This is a genomic window from Paraflavitalea speifideaquila (assembly GCF_032395985.1).
Classification (GTDB): Bacteria; Bacteroidota; Bacteroidia; order Chitinophagales; family Chitinophagaceae; genus Paraflavitalea; species Paraflavitalea speifideaquila.
In genome coordinates, this window is the sequence record NZ_CP135920.1 from 1,403,470 (window position 1) to 1,419,749 (window position 16,280).

The 16,280-nt window shown below is 45.0% G+C and carries 17 protein-coding genes and 3 pseudogenes; 8 read left to right on the forward strand and 12 right to left on the reverse strand.

Features of this window, described 5'->3' with window-relative positions; translation table 11 throughout:
• Positions 1-117: 117 nt before the first annotated feature.
• The 8 genes and pseudogenes from RS881_RS09890 to RS881_RS09935 all read right to left on the reverse strand — a co-directional run bounded on the left by RS881_RS09890 (position 118) and on the right by RS881_RS09935 (position 5,802).
• Positions 118-1,523, reverse strand: a pseudogene (locus tag RS881_RS09890) (M28 family peptidase).
• A gap of 316 nt (positions 1,524-1,839) precedes the next feature.
• Positions 1,840-2,694, reverse strand: coding sequence for an ABC transporter permease (locus RS881_RS09900; RefSeq protein WP_315824419.1), 855 nt, complete (start codon positions 2,692-2,694; stop codon positions 1,840-1,842).
• Positions 2,616-2,813, reverse strand: a complete 198-nt coding sequence (locus RS881_RS09905) for a hypothetical protein (RefSeq protein ID WP_315820930.1) — start codon at positions 2,811-2,813, stop codon at positions 2,616-2,618. The genes RS881_RS09900 and RS881_RS09905 overlap by 79 nt, the downstream gene beginning before the upstream one ends.
• A 25-nt stretch (positions 2,814-2,838) precedes the next feature.
• The gene (locus tag RS881_RS09910) at positions 2,839-3,171 is read right to left on the reverse strand and encodes an ABC transporter permease family protein (RefSeq protein WP_315820931.1); all 333 of its coding nucleotides are present in this window, start codon (positions 3,169-3,171) and stop codon (positions 2,839-2,841) included.
• Between the two features lie 9 nt (positions 3,172-3,180).
• The gene (locus tag RS881_RS09915; protein WP_315820932.1) at positions 3,181-3,750 is read right to left on the reverse strand and encodes an ABC transporter ATP-binding protein; all 570 of its coding nucleotides are present in this window, start codon (positions 3,748-3,750) and stop codon (positions 3,181-3,183) included.
• A gap of 94 nt (positions 3,751-3,844) precedes the next feature.
• On the reverse strand, positions 3,845-4,111 hold the full coding sequence (locus RS881_RS09920; RefSeq protein ID WP_315820933.1) for an ATP-binding cassette domain-containing protein: 267 nt from the start codon (positions 4,109-4,111) through the stop codon (positions 3,845-3,847).
• Between the two features lie 106 nt (positions 4,112-4,217).
• Positions 4,218-5,181: pseudogene (locus RS881_RS59235) on the reverse strand (NAD(P)/FAD-dependent oxidoreductase).
• 126 nt (positions 5,182-5,307) lie between these two features.
• The gene (locus RS881_RS09935) at positions 5,308-5,802 is read right to left on the reverse strand and encodes an FAD-dependent monooxygenase (protein WP_315820936.1); all 495 of its coding nucleotides are present in this window, start codon (positions 5,800-5,802) and stop codon (positions 5,308-5,310) included.
• Positions 5,803-6,738: 936 nt separating this feature from the next.
• On the opposite strand from RS881_RS09935, the pseudogene RS881_RS09940 reads away from it, so the two are divergent.
• Positions 6,739-7,574, forward strand: a pseudogene (locus RS881_RS09940) (DnaA ATPase domain-containing protein); the annotation flags it as partial.
• A 413-nt stretch (positions 7,575-7,987) separates the two neighbouring features.
• Positions 7,988-8,461, forward strand: a complete 474-nt coding sequence (locus RS881_RS09945) for a helix-turn-helix domain-containing protein (RefSeq protein ID WP_315820937.1) — start codon at positions 7,988-7,990, stop codon at positions 8,459-8,461.
• Here RS881_RS09945 and RS881_RS09950 read toward each other — a convergent pair.
• Complete coding sequence (locus tag RS881_RS09950) at positions 8,416-8,730, reverse strand: hypothetical protein (RefSeq protein WP_315820938.1); 315 nt, start codon at positions 8,728-8,730, stop codon at positions 8,416-8,418. The genes RS881_RS09945 and RS881_RS09950 overlap by 46 nt on opposite strands.
• A gap of 150 nt (positions 8,731-8,880) precedes the next feature.
• On the reverse strand, positions 8,881-9,471 hold the full coding sequence (locus tag RS881_RS09955; protein WP_315820939.1) for an alpha/beta hydrolase family protein: 591 nt from the start codon (positions 9,469-9,471) through the stop codon (positions 8,881-8,883).
• A gap of 130 nt (positions 9,472-9,601) precedes the next feature.
• On the opposite strand from RS881_RS09955, the gene RS881_RS09960 reads away from it, so the two are divergent.
• The 3 genes from RS881_RS09960 to RS881_RS09970 all read left to right on the forward strand — a co-directional run bounded on the left by RS881_RS09960 (position 9,602) and on the right by RS881_RS09970 (position 11,965).
• The gene (locus tag RS881_RS09960; RefSeq protein WP_315820940.1) at positions 9,602-10,651 is read left to right on the forward strand and encodes a PCMD domain-containing protein; all 1,050 of its coding nucleotides are present in this window, start codon (positions 9,602-9,604) and stop codon (positions 10,649-10,651) included.
• Between the two features lie 8 nt (positions 10,652-10,659).
• Positions 10,660-11,139 (forward strand): outer membrane beta-barrel protein, encoded by a 480-nt coding sequence (locus RS881_RS09965; protein WP_315820941.1) that lies wholly within the window; start codon positions 10,660-10,662, stop codon positions 11,137-11,139.
• A gap of 364 nt (positions 11,140-11,503) precedes the next feature.
• A complete protein-coding gene (locus tag RS881_RS09970; RefSeq protein ID WP_315820942.1) occupies positions 11,504-11,965 on the forward strand; it encodes a hypothetical protein in 462 nt (153 codons plus the stop codon).
• A gap of 254 nt (positions 11,966-12,219) precedes the next feature.
• Here the strand turns inward: RS881_RS09970 and RS881_RS09975 are convergent, their stop codons facing one another.
• A complete protein-coding gene (locus RS881_RS09975) occupies positions 12,220-12,384 on the reverse strand; it encodes a hypothetical protein (RefSeq protein WP_315820943.1) in 165 nt (54 codons plus the stop codon).
• A gap of 186 nt (positions 12,385-12,570) precedes the next feature.
• Here RS881_RS09975 and RS881_RS09980 point away from each other — a divergent pair, with 186 nt between their 5' ends.
• The 3 genes from RS881_RS09980 (at position 12,571) to RS881_RS09990 (ending at position 15,553) form a co-directional block, all read left to right on the forward strand.
• Positions 12,571-12,921, forward strand: coding sequence for a hypothetical protein (locus RS881_RS09980; protein WP_315820944.1), 351 nt, complete (start codon positions 12,571-12,573; stop codon positions 12,919-12,921).
• Positions 12,922-12,932: 11 nt separating this feature from the next.
• Positions 12,933-13,763: a serine hydrolase domain-containing protein gene (locus RS881_RS09985; protein WP_315820945.1), complete on the forward strand. Its 831-nt coding sequence runs from the start codon at positions 12,933-12,935 to the stop codon at positions 13,761-13,763.
• Between the two features lie 212 nt (positions 13,764-13,975).
• Entirely contained in the window at positions 13,976-15,553 is a 1,578-nt protein-coding gene (locus RS881_RS09990; protein WP_315824420.1) for an IS1182 family transposase, read from the forward strand.
• Positions 15,554-15,685: 132 nt separating this feature from the next.
• Here the strand turns inward: RS881_RS09990 and RS881_RS09995 are convergent, their stop codons facing one another.
• Positions 15,686-16,246: a GNAT family N-acetyltransferase gene (locus RS881_RS09995; protein WP_315820946.1), complete on the reverse strand. Its 561-nt coding sequence runs from the start codon at positions 16,244-16,246 to the stop codon at positions 15,686-15,688.
• Positions 16,247-16,280 lie beyond the last annotated feature (34 nt).

Consider the following 16,280-nt stretch of genomic DNA (forward strand, 5'->3'; position numbering starts at 1 on the left):
TCTAAAGCGTCGCATGGTATACAATATTTTGGCGGGTTATGAAATACGAGATGCTTCGTATAAATATACGACGAGTTTCGTAAATTGTTGCATGGGACGACGGGCAGCAAGAAATTTTTAACAAATAAGGAAAGTCCGGAAGTCCGGAAGTCCGGAAGACGGAAGCCGGAAGACCGGAAGTCTGAAAGACAGGAAAATAAAAAGTCCGTAAGTAACTTCAACTAAATCAAAGGTGCTTACGGACTTTCCGACTTTACTGACTTCCGGACTATCTCTCAACCCCGGTACTACCGGCAGGCTTTCGTTGCCATCTTCACTAACGGATTGAACGGCAAAGAAGTAATTGTCTTTAGAGTAAGGGAGCTGGATATTCGTTTGGGTAGTATAGATCTTCTTTTGCCAAAAGGGCCAGTTGGTTTCCCGCATTAATATATAGTACCCCCTGGGTTTTCCGTATTTGGGCGTTTTCCAATTGAGCAGCGTATAGTTCGTAAGCCGGCGCACTTCTATTTTTACCTCCTGGGGCATACCGGCCGATTTGGCCAGGTTGGCCAGGTTACTAAGGTTCATCGCCGTGTTTTTGCGGAGGTATTCAAAATCGATGAATTCAATCAGGTCTCCGTATTGAATGCCATTTTCCACCCGTACATCCTGGTGTTGGTGAAAGAAATTCTCATTCATTTCGGTAATGCGCACGGCTGCATAGCCATTTTGTACGTAGGGGGTATGATCGCCGCCCCGCAGGAAACGGTCATTGCGGTAAATGAGTACTAATTCAAGATTGTCTACATACCGCTCACCCGTTTCTTTTACATAGCGGGCCAATTGACGGGCCTTTCCATCATTTTCCAATCCAAGGTTGCGGATATTGTTGGCTGTTTTATCCAATTCATAGGCGGGCAACCCCTCACTGAATACCCGTATTTTGGTATTGTTGATGATATTGGTCTCACTGCTGTTATTGCTGCCCATAATATCATTGTTGAGTACCGCTTCAATATAGGAGCTGTCTTTCTTTTTCTTATCAGCCATGAATTTGGCCCCAGCAGGCCCTGCTCTTCGCCACTCACTGCAATAAAGATAATGGTAGCGGGAAAGCTGCGCTGGCTCATAATGCGGGCGCATTCAATAACGGCGGCTACGCCACTGGCATCGTCATTGGCGCCTGGCGCATCGCCGGTGCGATCCATCACATTGGTGCGCATATTATCGAGGTGTCCGCTGATGATAAAGAGCCGGTCATCTTGCGGGTCCGTACCTTTTAAGGTGGCCACAACATTGCCCAATAACAATGGGGCATCTACCCGGCGGCCATCGGGTGGCAGGGTAGTGGTATCGATCAGGGCGCTAAACCGGCCTCCGGATTGCCGGGCAAACTCATTGAACTTATTCAATACCCATAAGCGGGCGGCGCCGATACCTCGTTTGGGATCGGTTTGGTTGCTAAGGGTATTGCGCGTGCCAAAAGCCACCATACGCGTGATATAAGATTTAAGGCTATCAGCATTTACTTCCCCTACCATCTTTTCAATAACGGGGTCGCGTTGTACCGTGGTTTGGGCCAGCAGGGGGCTGCCAAAGGCAGTTAATAACAAAAAGGAAGGGCCATTTTCTCATGAGGAATGAATTGGGTTGAGCAATAAAGGTAAATAGACGTTATTCCATGTCCTGACTTGTTTTAGATAGCCGAAAAAGTGAGTGGTTGGTGTAGTTGGCCAGTGGGGCCTTGAATTATGAGTTAAGGTTGAATGGTCTGCCTTGCATGGATAAAAAAAAGTGGTAAGTAAGGAGGCAGGGTGTATTACACACCAGTTGCCACTCACTACTTACCACTTGCTATTAACCATTTACCGGTTTATGCTTTTCTAAAAGCCCATTTCCACATTTCCTTCCAGGTAGGTTTTTACCATACATCAGGATACCGGTGCGGTAGATCTTACCGGCCAGCCAGGTGGTACATACGAATCCTGCAATGAGGAACACCATACTTAATATCAGTTCAAGCACTGTTACACCATCCGGAACGCCATGGGCAATCCGGGCAATCATGACTACGGGAGAGGTGAGAGGGAACAGGCTGCCAAATATCGCCAGGTTGCTGGTGGGATCGTTGACCGCTTTGGTCATAATCACAATAGCAAAAATGATGGGCATAGTGATGGGTAGCATCAGGCTTTGTGCATCTTGCGGGTCTTCGTTAACGGCACTGCCCACAGCAGCAAAGAGAGAGGAATAAAGCAGGTAGCCACCCAGGAAATAGAAAAGGAAACAAGGAAGGAGGAGCGCAAAATTGATCTGGCTCAGGTTGGCCATGATGGTTGCAGCCGCGCCACTTTGGGCTGCCTGGCCCATTGCACCGGGAGCGCCGGGCACGTTTTGTATGGTGCTGGCATCAGCGCCAGGCATCATCAGGGGTAGCAGGGCTGTAATCCCAATACTAAGCACGATCCAGATAATAAACTGTACCAACCCTACCGCACCAATACCAAATATCTTGCCCATCATCAGTTGGAATGGTTTCACACTGCTTACGATCACTTCGGCTACACGGCTTACCTTTTCTTCCATTACACCACGCATTACCATGGTGCCATAGATAAACAGTATAATATAGATCAGGAACCCTGCAATAAATCCAACTGCATAACTAAGACCGGCTTTGTTTTTTCCTTTTCTCCCGAAAGGGCCTTGAATTCTACCGAAGAATTGCGTCGTGCACTGTCCAGCTGTGTTTGGGTGATATTGAGCGCCAGCAATCGCTTTTGCTCCAATATTTTGTTGATACGCCGTTCGATGCGTTCCTGGCTGATCATGCCAATTGTTTTACCATAAAAACATTCAACGTATCCGATGAAAGCAGGCTGTAGGTAGCAGGTACCAGGATGTATCCGCTGATTTTTTATTGGTTACTTTCTCTTCCAGGCTGGCTTTGCTGCTATCATCTACAAAAACAAACTTAACCTCTTTGTCGCTTTCCAGTTTGCCTTTGAATATATTGGCCCTGTCGGCAACAGCTATTTCCAGGTTGTCATTCCCTTGTACAGAGAAATAGATCATGAAAGCATAGAAACCAAAAATGGTGAGTGGTAATAATATGGTACTCAGCAGGAAGGTTTTTTTCTTTACCCTGCTGTTGAATTCGCGTTGAGCAACGATCCAGGTCTTATTCATAGAATGATTTTAGGCAGTTAATTTTTCAAATTGTCTGGCAGTGGGGGTATCCTGTACCACCCGGATAAAGATGTCATTCAAGGATGGCAATTGTTCTGAGAAGGCTGTTATGTTTACGCCTGCTGCCAGGAAATATTGCAATACCTCATTAGGGATATGGCCCTCTTTTACTTTAACCAGCAAATGATCGGCTTCTTGTTTTACTACCTCGAAAGCATTGGTAATAATAGGCTCGGGGATGGTATCGAGACTGATGCTGAATAAGTTTTCCTTGTATAGTTGCTTTACCTCCTTTACTGTACCGTCGAGGATCTTCTTGCCTTTATTGACCAGTACAATATGATCGCAGATCTCTTCCACCTCTTTCATACGGTGGGTACTGAAGATGATGCTGGCGCCATTTTGTGCCAGGCGGAATATTTCGTCTTTGATCAGGTTGGCATTCACCGGATCCAGACCGCTTAGTGGCTCATCCAGGATGATCAGTTTGGGCTCATGCAGTACCGTGGTTACAAACTGCAGTTTTTGTTGCATGCCCTTACTGAGGTCTTCCACCTTTTTATTCCACCAGCTTTGCATTTCAAAACGGGTAAACCACTCTCTTATTTTTCCATAGCTTCCAACTTACCCATGCCTTTCAGGCGGGCCAGGTAGAGCGCTTGCTCACCAATTTTCATCTTTTATACAACCCTTTTTCTTCGGGCATGTACCCGATCTGGAGCATGTCATTGGTTGGATTAAAAGGGCGGCCATTTAAGATGATCTCTCCTTCGTCGGGAAAGGTGATCCCGGTGAGCATCCGTATTAGGGTGGTTTTGCCGGCTCCATTGGGGCCTAAGAGGCCAAAAATGCTGCCGGGAGCTAGGGTGAAGCTGATATCGTCTACAGCTTTTTGTGTAGCATAATACTTCTTAAGGTGTTTTACCTCCAGTATTTTCATGTATTACGGTTTTTAAGTTGGAATGGGCCCAAAGGCCGGAAAGATAAAAGAACCGGCTCTTTAGTAGCCAAAAAGGCCGATTTATTACAGAAAGACTAATTATTTGTTATAATACCTTAACAATTTCGGCAACTACCCGCTCCCCATCCATAGCCGCACTTACAATACCGCCCGCATATCCGGCGCCTTCGGCACAAGGGTATAACCCCTTTACCTGTGGGTGTTGTAGGGTTTGAGCGTCCCGGGGAATACGTACCGGCGAAGAAGTTCTCGACTCCGTAGCCACCACCACCGCTTCATTGGTAAAATAACCCCTCATTTTTTTGCCAAATTCCCGGAAGGCGTTTTTGAGTGCATGATGAATAAAGCCGGGGAGTACTTCGTTGAGCGGGGCGCTATGCAGGCCGGGCAGGTAAGAGCAATCGGGCAAGGTAGTGGATACCTTTTGGTCAACAAAATCGGCCATCCGCTGGGCAGGAGCTACAAATTTGCCACCACCATATTCATAAGCCTTTTTTCAACCGCCTGTTGAAAATACATAGCCGATAAGGGATTTTGCACGTGACTCTTGGATTTTATATCCATGTTTTTGGTAGCAGCAGCAATATCCTGCATCTCTACCGAAGCTACCATACCCGAATTGGCAAAGGGATTATTGCGCTTAGAGGGCGACCATCCATTGACCACTAGTTCGCCGGCATCTGTAGAAGCCGGCGCAATGATACCACCGGGACACATGCAAAAGAAAACACGCCCCGCTCACTTACCTGTTGTACCAGGCTGTAGGAAGCAGGTGGCAGCAAATGATCCCTGACCACGCAATGGTATTGAATGCTGTCAATTAATGACTGTGGATGTTCAATGCGTACACCCAATGCAAAAGGTTTGGCTTCGATCAATAGCTGCTTTTGTTCCAGCAATACAAAGATGTCACGGGCCGAATGACCGGTGGCCAGGATCACCGCATCGCCTTCAAACAGGTCCCCATCGGCTGTTTTTACTCCTTTTATATAGTTATCCGTAATAACCAGGTCAGTCACCTTTTTTTTCAAAGAGAAACAAGCCGCCACAATCCGTTATCTTTTCCCGCATGGCGGTAATGATCTGGGGCAGCTTATTGGTGCCTACATGCGGATGGGCATCATACAGGATCTTTTCTTCGGCGCCAAATTGTACGAGGATATTCAGGATACGGTTTACATCCCCCGTTTGGTGCTGCGCGTATATAATTTACCATCGCTGTAGGTGCCGGCACCACCTTCACCAAAGCAATAATTGCTTTCGGGGTTGATGATCCCTTCCTTATTCAACAAAGCCAGGTCTCTCCGGCGGGAGCGTACATCTTTACCACGTTCCAATAAGATGGGCTGAATACCTGCTTCAATGAGTTTGAGTGCTGCAAATAAGCCCGCGGGCCCTGCTCCCACAATGATCACTTTATGGGGAACTTTAGACACATCTTTCAGTGCTAGTTGTTGAACAGCCCGTTCCTGAAACGGCTCATTAATAAACACACGGATGGTGAGCAGTATCCAGGGTTGTTTACTCCTGGCATCAATCGATTGTTTGAGTACATGATAACCTGTGATCGTTGTAGGCTGAATACCAAAATGGGAAGCAGCATATTGCTGCACGATAGAGGAGTTGGCTGCTTCGGCGGGTAGCAGCTTGAGTGTACATTGTTGTTGCATGATGTTAGGCAGTTAACCTAAAAATCTGGTGATTACAAAATTGTCAAAAAACAGCTATTCCAGCTGAAGCGCAAAAATAGCTATATATAATAAGTTCAGCCCTGAAAATTATAGAAACATTACTATAACAAGCATGCTCTATGTGTGGTTGTAGAACCTGTGTGGAGATGTATGACTGGGGGAAATACCGGTGAAAAAAATGAGTACTTATACCCGGAAGTGGGTATGTAAGAAGTTAACTTTTTTTCTGGTACATGAAGGGTAAATGACAAAAAAATATTTTAAATAAGCGGGCTAAAAAAGTTGGTACAATATGCTGTCCGTATCAAATAATTTGTATCTTCAATAGCATCACAACTTATATATGAAGAAAGCGTTTTTTTCCCATATGGCATCCTTTACTTTCTTCATACGGAATTCCTGCAAAACCACCCGGAAGTTAATACCAGTACAGTGTAGAAATTTTATTCAATGGTCGGCTCAACCTTTTACCGGTGCTAGTAACCGGTTATTAAAACCTTGTATCGCCAGTAGCAATAGTATAGATGGGTGTAGTGTAATAAAATAAGTTGGCACCACTTACTTATTTTACCTGTTCGCTTGTTTTTGATGCAATTCAATTGCACTAAAAACGATTAAAACCCTAAGAACTGATTGTGGTACAGGCATGTTGTATATAATAGCGAACAGTAAGATTCATACCTATTCTTTTAAAAAATATAGGCAGCATATTTGCAGAGCATGTGACTGTATGTGAGATTGAAAAAACAAGGGAATAAAAAATTTTTATTCAATAAAAAATTTTGATATTCGCCCCCTGCATAACTTTTTTTTGGAAGTATAGCTTTATCCAACATCCATAGAAAAACACGGTTCAAGGCGGCATGATTAGTTCTGAATAATCTTAACTCAACATAATAAACTGCTGTTAGCATAATGACAAAGTCTTTTGATAAAGTTTGGATCAATTGTTTGGAGATAATAAAGGACATCGTTGAGTGGCAACATTTCAAAACATGGTTCGAGCCGATAAAACCTGTGGAAATAAAGGGCAATGTGTTGGTGATACAGGTTCCCAGCCAGTTCTTTTATGAATACCTTGAAGAGCATTATGTGAATCTTTTGGCAAAGACGTTACGCAGGGTATTGGGTAAAGAAGCACAACTGGAGTATCGGATCATGGTAGATAGTGGTAATCACAATAATAAGCCATTAACTATGGATATCCCTACTCATGGTTACAAAACGTACTCCAGTAATGAAATGGATTTCCCGCTGATCATACACAATCCTGTTAAAAACCCCTTCGTGATTCCGGGGTTGAAAAAGATGCAGATTGATCCGCAATTGAATCCTATCTATACTTTTGAAAATTTCGTAGAAGGCGATAGTAACCGGGTAGCACGCCGTGCGGGTAAAACCGTAGGGGAAAAACCCGGCGCCAGTTCCTTTAACCCACTTGTTATATATGGTGGCGTAGGTTTGGGCAAAACCCATCTGGCCCAGGCCATTGGAAATGATGTTAAACGTTTGCATTCCAATAAAGTAGTATTATATGTAAGCTCCGAAAAATTCATTAATCAGTTCCAGGACCATAGCCGCAACAATGCCATCAACGATTTTATCCATTTCTACCAGCTCGTAGATGTACTGATCATTGATGACGTTCAATTCTTTAACCGGGCCGAAAAGTCACAAGATGCCTTTTTGCCATCTTCAACCACCTCCACCAAAGCGGTAAACAACTGATCCTGACATCCGATAAGCCGCCCAAAGACCTGGAAGGCGTACAGGAACGTTTATTGAGCCGGTTCCGCTGGGGCCTCAGTGCCGACCTGCAGGTGCCTGATTATGAAACTCGTATAGAAATACTGGACAGGAAAATGAAGAACGATGGCCTCGAAATGCCACGTGAAGTAGTGAAATACCTGGCCTATAATATTAATAGCAACGTACGGGAATTAGAAGGCGCCCTGATCTCATTATTGGCACAATCTTCGCTAAATAAGCGGGAAATCGACCTCGATCTTGCTAAACGCGTACTCCGTAATTTTGTGAAAACAAGTAGCAAAGAAATCACCATCGAAACCATACAGAAAATGGTCTGTGAATACTTCGATGTATCCTACGACAAATTGCTGCAAAAGACCGGAAACGGGAAATTGTGCAGGCAAGGCAGATTACCATGTACCTCGCCAAAGCCTTTACCAAGAATTCCCTCAAAACAATTGGTGAACATTTTGGTGGTCGTGACCATACCACGGTTATCCACTCCTGCCAAACTGTTAAAGACCTCATGGATACTGACAGTACTTTCCGCGAAAGCGTTATGGAGCTGCAGCAAAGGTACAGCTTGCCGCCATGTGACAACAATATTAATTGCTTATTAAAAGTCCCGCTCTTCCAAAAGCGGGACTTTTTAATTTGCCTCTGCCTTAAAAGGGGTGTTGACATCCTATTGTTGGTACCGTTGAAACCGGATCTCACCCGAGCTTTGCAACCCCCGGCTGTCAGTAACAGCCAGGAACCAGATCAAAATGCCGACTGGCGGAAGCGGCGATTGGATCTCTTGCCCGTTGAGAACAACCTGCTTCGATTGCCATACCTTATCTTTCAACAAGGCGGTTGTATCGGTAGTAAAGTAGTAAAACATAGGTAGGCAGTGGTAAGTGGTACACCTGACTGTACGGCAGCACTGACGCCCTTCTTTGTAACCTGATAGGATTTAATTAGCGCCAGGGGCTGTGTATCATTCAGGTAACTATTGATGAATGCAGCTATTTCTTCATTTTCCCAACCATAGCGGTGATTGTGTTTAAGGCCAATTTTCACACAAATGTTCTTGTCCTTTACCAATTGTTGGGTTTTGGCATAACTGTCTAAATAAAAATGACCATCATTCGTTCCGTTCACAAATAGTACCGGCATGGTTGCTTTGCTGATATAATTGGAAGGATCGTATTGGTGAACCCATGTTTGCCGGTTGGCTGCCGATAAGAGGTTCAGCTCTTTTTCATGGCACTGCTCTCATGCAGGTAACCACATCCATACACCGGTACGGCTGCTTTGTACCGGTTATCAACCCCCTGCCATTAATGAAGTAATGATGCCTCCCCAACTAATGCCTGCAATGGCTGCACGGTTACTGTCTACCTCGGGCCGGTTACGCAGCAGGTTATGCGCCAGTATCACATCGGCTACAGCCTGGTGCATCCATTGTTCCTGCAGCGAAGTAGTAATGGTATAGTAAGGTGTTTTACCTCCTGGTTCTTCAAAGCCATTATCCAGGTGTATCCTGCCAGGGCCATTTCCCCGCAGGTCCATTGCAATAGCAGCATACCCTCTGCAGGCCCATTGAATGGCCCATTCTTTAAAAGCTGTTCCACCTCCGCCATGTACCAATACAATACCTGGCAACTGGTGGTCGAGGCTTTTATTACCACTGATGGTGCCAGGTGTGGCACAATAAGCAAATACACGCTGTATGGTGCCTTGGTAGTTTAATCCATTGTATACGATACCACTGGCCGAATCGCCATTGCTGATGGTTTCATAAGCCGGTGTTTGATAAATAGCCGGTACATCCCAAAGAGTGCCTTTGATCTGGCTTAAGGCCGGTAAACTAATAAGAATGGTAAGCAAAGCAACAACCGTAGTGCGAGTGATCATGGATTTGATATATGGTTCCGAATTTAGGAGCAAAAGCAGTAATAATGGAGAAAAAGCTGAACTTAGTATACCAAGTATTCCCCTGAACTGGCAACCGGTCCTTATTCCGATAACATAAATTGTTATGCTGATGTACCGAACCATAGTAGCCAGCCTGCTTATTCTTGCTTGTGCCTCCTGTATCAAAGACCCTCCCCTAAATCCGGAGGCCGATATCGAATCTTTTACCGTGGATAAACAACTCCTGTTAAGTGATGTGTTCATTGATCAGGTGAATGGTAGAATTGTTTTACAGCTTACCGATAAAGCTTATGCCGATGGGCTGGCGCCGGTGATCACCACCTCCATAGGATCCCGTGTACAGCCAGCTTCCGGCGAATCCATCCATTTTACGGATGATACCATTCGATATGTCGTATCCTCCGAAGATGGAGCGCATACCAAGACCTACCGGATAGAACTTGCTTCTATAGGTAAATGGAAGTTTGATTTTGAACACTGGGGCCTACAGGATAAAGACAAATATGAATACCTGCTTGAAGAAGATGGCAGCTCGCCATGGACTTCCGGCAACCCCGGTGTGGCCTTATCGGGCGTGAATAAAGATCCTTCAGCTTATCCTACCCGCTCGACTACCGATCACCGGTTCGGAGCCAAAGCAGCTGAATTAGAAACCCTGAAGGGAACGGCGCTGTCGGGACTGGCAGGCATTAAATTGTTTGCTGGCTCTTTGTTTACAGGTACTTTTAATTCTACCAATGCCCTAATAAAACCACTGGAGGCTACTCAATTCGGGCAGCCCTTTGGAGGAAGGCCCCAGCGGTTTACAGGATATTTCAAATATACTGCTGGCCCGAACTTCCAAAACAAAGAAGGTGTTATCCTTCCCGGTATACGTGATTCCTGTTCCATCTATGCCGTACTTTTCAAAGGCAATACCCGGCTCGATGCTACTAATATCAATACCTCCGATCGTATTGTTGCCGTTGCCCGGCTAAAAACAACTGACGACCACTCACAGTTTACCCGCTTTGACCTACCTTTTGAATACAACTCTTCCTTGCCCCTCATCGGCAAGCACATGTTGGCCATTGTAGTTTCTTCCAGCCAGTATGGTGATTCTTACCAGGGTGCTATTGGCAGCCGGCTGGTTGTTGACAGTCTGAATATTATCTATTAAAACGAATTATGAAAAGGAATACCCTTCTCTGTCTGTTTATTGTAGCAGCCTTTTGCGCAACGGCACAGCCTACAACCGATGAAAATACGTATGCGCGTAAAGGCGAAAGCAATATCCTGGGAGGATTTAATATTGGTGGTACAGCCCCTATTTCTTTTCCCAATACCATCCGGAAGATAAATGCTTTCTGGCCCCGGTTCAGTCCTTCCGTTGGGTATGAGTACATTCATTACCTCCCTAAGAAATGGGCCATCGGGGCAGCTTTTAAACTTGATTTCAAAGGAATGGGAACCCGGAGCACAGTGATCTATTTTCCTACCATTATTTCGGTAAAAGATGGTGATCAAACCAATGAATTTACCGGAACCTTCTCTGGCCATAATGAAACCCGCGTAAACAATGCCTATATAACCATTCCGGTATATGCCGTTTACCGCTTTAAAAAAATGGGAAGCCAGGTTAGGTTTGTATTTTGCTTGGTTGTTTAGTTCCGATTTCGAGGGCAATGTTACTGATGGCTATATTCGCAACGGTGGCCCTACCGGTGAAAAGGTAAATATTGATATGGCCACTTTTGATTTTGGTCAGGAAGTTAATTCTTTTGATATGGGCATTTATAGCGCGGGGGATACCGGCTAAGCAAACGATTGTCTGCAACTGCTCAACTTAGTTGGGGACTGCGCCCTATCTTCCCGTCTTCATTTAAGGGCATGGATTTTCCCCTCTATAATATCTATGCTACCCTGGGCGTAAGCTACCACCTCTGATTTCAATCATATTAATTATCTCCGCTTACTTTTTAATCCATATTACTTTGTAATTTAGGCCATGAACCTAAACCGAACTGCCATTATGAAATGCGCCGGGATTATCCTGGGCACCAGCCTCCTGATCGCCTGTCAAAATACGGCAGTGCCTGACCCCAAACAGCCAACTGCGGCTTCTATCACCGGCACCTGGAAATTGCTTTCAGGAACACTTGTTGAAAAGGGTAACACGACGACGACTGATTATACCAAGGGCCAGGAGTTTATCAAGATCATTAATAATACGCATTTCTCTTTTTTACACCATGACCTTCATAAGGGTAAAGATTCTGCGGCTATTTATTCTTCCGGCGGCGGCAGCTATACCCTCACTGATAGCCTTTATACCGAACACCTGGATTATTGTACGGCAAGACAATGGGAAGGCAACACCTTTCATTTCACCGTTACTATCTCAGGCGATACCCTGATCCAAAAAGGAATTGAGAAAATTGAAAACCTGGGGGTAGACAGGATCAATATAGAGACCTACGTACGTGTAAAATAATACACTTCCTTAATTGCGGTTATACAGCATGATCTCTTCCGGGGATTAGTTTCACCTATTTGGAAAACAGCCATTCAATAGGGAGCTTGATGAATGCGTGTGTCCTTTCAATTTAACGAAATAAATATAGGACAGGATCAAAACACCCAGAAATAGTAAGGGGTCAACAATATACATGATGCCGTCGCCAACTGCCGAATGTGCAATGACAGCTGATACCAACGTTATAGCAAATCCTGTATAGGCAAACTCCCTTATCCGTTGGGGATGCCTGGCAGCAACAGAGCCAATACACCTAACACTTTGGCGATGGTGAGTTCCGTTTTGAAGTAGGCCGGTAAGTGCAAATGATTGAAAGCCCCTTCGGGGTAAGTATACCCATCAAAGAAAGTAAAATTGATGATGCTGAATACCATCACTGCACTTACAATGCCTGTTGCTGTCCAGTAAATGATCCTGTCTCTCCTGATTTTTTTTGTTATTCATGGCTATATTTTTATAATCGTGTATGACTTTTACATCAGACAAATGGCTGCTTTGTCCTGTGACAAGGGCATGGGATAAAGTTGGTGGCTTCCTTGAAAGATTGGTTTATTTTTAAGTCTATGAAACAATTGTTAATGGCGGCCCTGCTGTTGATGGGGATAGCAAGCCACGCTCAAAAGACTATTAAACCTTATTTCCCTCCTCCTGGAAGCTGGGAACATCGCGCACCTGCCGCTCTTGGGTTGAACCCTGTCCGGATCGATACGGCCATCGCCTTTGCTCTGCGCAATGAATCGAAACAGCTCCGCAATATGTTAGCCGCCCAGGAGCAATCATTCGGCAAAGAACCTTACAGTGAACCGGTAGGAGTACTGGCCGACCGGGACGATCCAAGTGGTATTATCATTTACAAAGGTTATATCGTAGCCGAATGGGGGAGCCATCAAGGGTTGATATTACGAATAGTGTAACCAAAAGCTTTTTGTCAACAGTAGTAGGATTGGCCGTAGATCGGGGGTTCATCAAAAACGTGCTGGATACTATAGCCCCTTATATGCCTCCCATTGAAGTATATCATCCAGGCGGAGCATCGGAAGTACTGCAGCCATTTACCTCAGCTCATAACCGTACATTGACCTGGGAGGTGATGTTGCGGCAAACCAGTGATTGGGAAGGTACCTTATGGGGTAAGCCCGATTGGGCCGACCGGCCCGAGGGGAATTATACTACCTGGCGTACCCGGCCAAGAAATGCGCCTGGCAAAGTATGGAAATACAATGATGTACGCGTGAATGCATTGGCCCTGGCTGCTACCAGCGTTTGGCGGCAACCTTTACCACAGGTACTTAAAAACCTGGTGATGGACCCTATTGGGGCATCCACTACCTGGCGTTGGATGGGATATACCAATTCCTGGATTGTATTGGATGGGATGCCAGTACAGTCAGTAAGTGGTGGTGGCCACTGGGGCGGCGGTATGTATATCAATGCGTATGATATGGCACGTTTTGGATTGCTGACTTTGCACAAAGGCAATTGGAATGGTGCACAACTTATTTCCCAGCAATGGGTAAAGCAGGCATTAACCCCCACTACAGCCAATACCTCTTATGGCTATATGAACTGGTTCCTGAATACCGATCATAAAATGGCAGCCAAAGCACCTGCAAGCGCCTTTATCCATATTGGCAATGGTACCAATTTCATTTATGTAGACCCCGAACATGACCTGGTAGCGGTAGTACGTTGGATTGAAAACAGGTCTATGGGCGATATGATTGACAAAATAGTGGAAGCATTACCTGCTAAATAACACAGTCAAGGGGCTGACCCAAAAGATCAGTTTGTTTAAAGAAGTAAGGGTTGACCCCAAAAGGTCAGCCCTTACTTTTTAGAGTAAGGGCTGTTTTGTAATTTTAAGTTACCACACTCAAAAATTACAATGGCTAAAGTAAAGACTTCCGTAATATTTAAGCAATACAATCAGCAACAATCTTTATTGCTACCCCTTCTCTGGAAGAATTAATTGGCGAAAAGCACCTTGTCCGGGTAGTCAACGAAGTTGTAGAGTCTATGGATATCAGTGACTTAATTAATCTGTACAAAGGCGGCGGCACTAGTTCCTACCATCCCCGGATGCTGCTGAAAGTGTTATTATATGCCTACAGCGTCAAGATCTACACTGGCCGTAAAATAGCCAAAGCACTCGGCCAGGATATACATTTTATGTGGCTCAGTGGTATGAGCCGGCCTGACTTCCGGACAATCAATAATTTCCGTAGCAGCAAGGCCAAAGAAGTCATAGAGATCCTGTTTAAGGAAATGCTGGAATTCCTGGTAGCCCACCAATACATAAAACTGGAGAACTATTTCTGTGATGGCACGACCTTACGGGCCGATGCCAATCAACACAAAATGGTATGGAAGAAGAATGCAGAACGCTATGGCGCAAAGAATATAGAAAACTGCCGGTCGTTGTTTAAGCAGATCGATGAGTTGAACAGGCAGGAAGAAACAACTTACGGTACAGCAGACCTGGAAGAGCATGGAAAGGCGTCCTTTATTACACGGGAAGCCATTGCAGAGAAAGTAGCTGAATTGAATGATACGATCCGTACAACTACAGCCAAAAGAAAGCGTCGCAAGGCAATGACACTGAAAAAGAAGCTAAAGGAGGCTGAACATAAAATAGACAAGTATAACAACCAGATCACCAAAGCCGGCAAGCGCAGTGGCTACAACAAAACAGACCCTGATGCCAGCGCCATGATGATGAAAAACAAAGTGGAGGTTCTCCCTGCCTACAATATAATGGCTGGCAGTGAAGAGCAGTTTATTACCGGTATCAGTGTTCACCAGACAACCAATGATGGTGTTTGCTTTGAAGGTCACCTGCAGCAGATAGAGCAACAACAGCCCTGCAAACCGGACAGGATCATCGCGGACAGCATCTTTGGTACAGAACAGAATTACGAATTGTTGCAGAAAAATGAGATAGAGAATTATATGAAGTTCCCACTTTATCATAAGGAACAAACAAAGGGGTACCAGAAAAACCTTTTTCTAAAGGAGAACTTCTCCTATGACCCTGTAACCGACAGTTACGGATGTCCCAATAATGAGCTGCTTGTTTTTAAAGGCAAACATCAGAAGACGCATAAAAGAACCGGTTACAAGTCTGAAGTGAGACTATATGAGTGTAACAATTGTGCTGGCTGTCCCTTATACCAACAATGCTGCAAATCCACCAAAGGGTACAACCGGAAGATAGAGGTGAATGAAAAGCTTGAAGCCTATAAGCAACAGGCCCGGGAGAATCTTCACACAGAACTGGGACAGGCATTAAAAAAGCGACGCGGTACAGAGATCGAAAGTTGCTTTGGCGACATTAAGCACAATATGGGCTTCCGTCGCTTCCACCTGCGTGGCCTGCGCAAAGTAAAAACAGAGATTGCGCTGGTAGCCATGGCCCATAACCTTCGAAAGGTATATCTCAATGGTGCCAAAAGGCTTCCTGACTGCAAAAACAGGCTCTCAAGGGTAGCTTTACTCCCTGATCTTCTACACAAGCTCATAAATACCCGAAAAACTTACTGGCTCTAAAAATTATATAGCCCGCCAGGGCGGGCCATATAATTTTCTTCTTTTGGGGGGTATCGACCTTTTTGGTCAGCCCCATAAGCTTCAAAGCAGGAGATCTTGACGTAAAAGTTTTATCTGATAATTGTTTAGAAGCTACCGGCTCATATTCGTAGGTATCTTTTTCCTCATCCACAATGCCTTTTGTGGGTCATTGCCCCGCATCATGATCGACCAGTCCACCAGTTCAAAACCCCACCGGTAGTAAAATTTAATAGCCTCAGTATTGTGTTCCCATACATTTAACCACAGGTATGGAAAATCATGGGCCCTGGCATAGTCAATGCAATGCTCCATCAACAGAGTCCCTATTCGCTGGCCCTGGTACGTGGCCAGCAGGTATAACCTGTCTAACTCAATATACCTGTCTATTTCCTTTCTTTCCGGCCTTGGCTTGGTGCTGATCTTCGCATACCCGGCCAATTCCTGTCCATAAAATGCCAGGAGGAACAGGTACTGCTTGTTTTCCCACTCGATCAGCAATTGTGCCTCACTAAAGGCCGTTCCTATATAAGCCAACAGGTCATCTTCCGGCATTTTTCCGGTATACGCATCCCGGAACGCCTTACCGGCCATTTTCGATAAAGCAGGAATATCGGCCTCACTGGCTTCCCTGATACTAACTTTTTCAACACTTACTATATCTTTATCATGCATAGCCTGATTAAACATTTACGGTAATAATAATGCC

Bases quoted from the DNA above. Each gene is read 5' to 3' on its own strand.
- RS881_RS09905 (WP_315820930.1), bottom strand. From the start codon at position 2,813: ATGATCAGCCAGGAACGCATCGAACGGCGTATCAACAAAATATTGGAG.
- RS881_RS09910 (WP_315820931.1), bottom strand. From the start codon at position 3,171: ATGAATAAGACCTGGATCGTTGCTCAACGCGAATTCAACAGCAGGGTA.
- RS881_RS09915 (WP_315820932.1), bottom strand. From the start codon at position 3,750: ATGCAAAGCTGGTGGAATAAAAAGGTGGAAGACCTCAGTAAGGGCATG.
- RS881_RS09920 (WP_315820933.1), bottom strand. From the start codon at position 4,111: ATGAAAATACTGGAGGTAAAACACCTTAAGAAGTATTATGCTACACAA.
- RS881_RS09935 (WP_315820936.1), bottom strand. From the start codon at position 5,802: ATGCAACAACAATGTACACTCAAGCTGCTACCCGCCGAAGCAGCCAAC.
- RS881_RS09945 (WP_315820937.1), top strand. From the start codon at position 7,988: ATGTACCTCGCCAAAGCCTTTACCAAGAATTCCCTCAAAACAATTGGT.
- RS881_RS09950 (WP_315820938.1), bottom strand. From the start codon at position 8,730: ATGCCGGTACTATTTGTGAACGGAACGAATGATGGTCATTTTTATTTA.
- RS881_RS09955 (WP_315820939.1), bottom strand. From the start codon at position 9,471: ATGATCACTCGCACTACGGTTGTTGCTTTGCTTACCATTCTTATTAGT.
- RS881_RS09960 (WP_315820940.1), top strand. From the start codon at position 9,602: ATGTACCGAACCATAGTAGCCAGCCTGCTTATTCTTGCTTGTGCCTCC.
- RS881_RS09965 (WP_315820941.1), top strand. From the start codon at position 10,660: ATGAAAAGGAATACCCTTCTCTGTCTGTTTATTGTAGCAGCCTTTTGC.
- RS881_RS09970 (WP_315820942.1), top strand. From the start codon at position 11,504: ATGAAATGCGCCGGGATTATCCTGGGCACCAGCCTCCTGATCGCCTGT.
- RS881_RS09980 (WP_315820944.1), top strand. From the start codon at position 12,571: ATGAAACAATTGTTAATGGCGGCCCTGCTGTTGATGGGGATAGCAAGC.
- RS881_RS09995 (WP_315820946.1), bottom strand. From the start codon at position 16,246: ATGCATGATAAAGATATAGTAAGTGTTGAAAAAGTTAGTATCAGGGAA.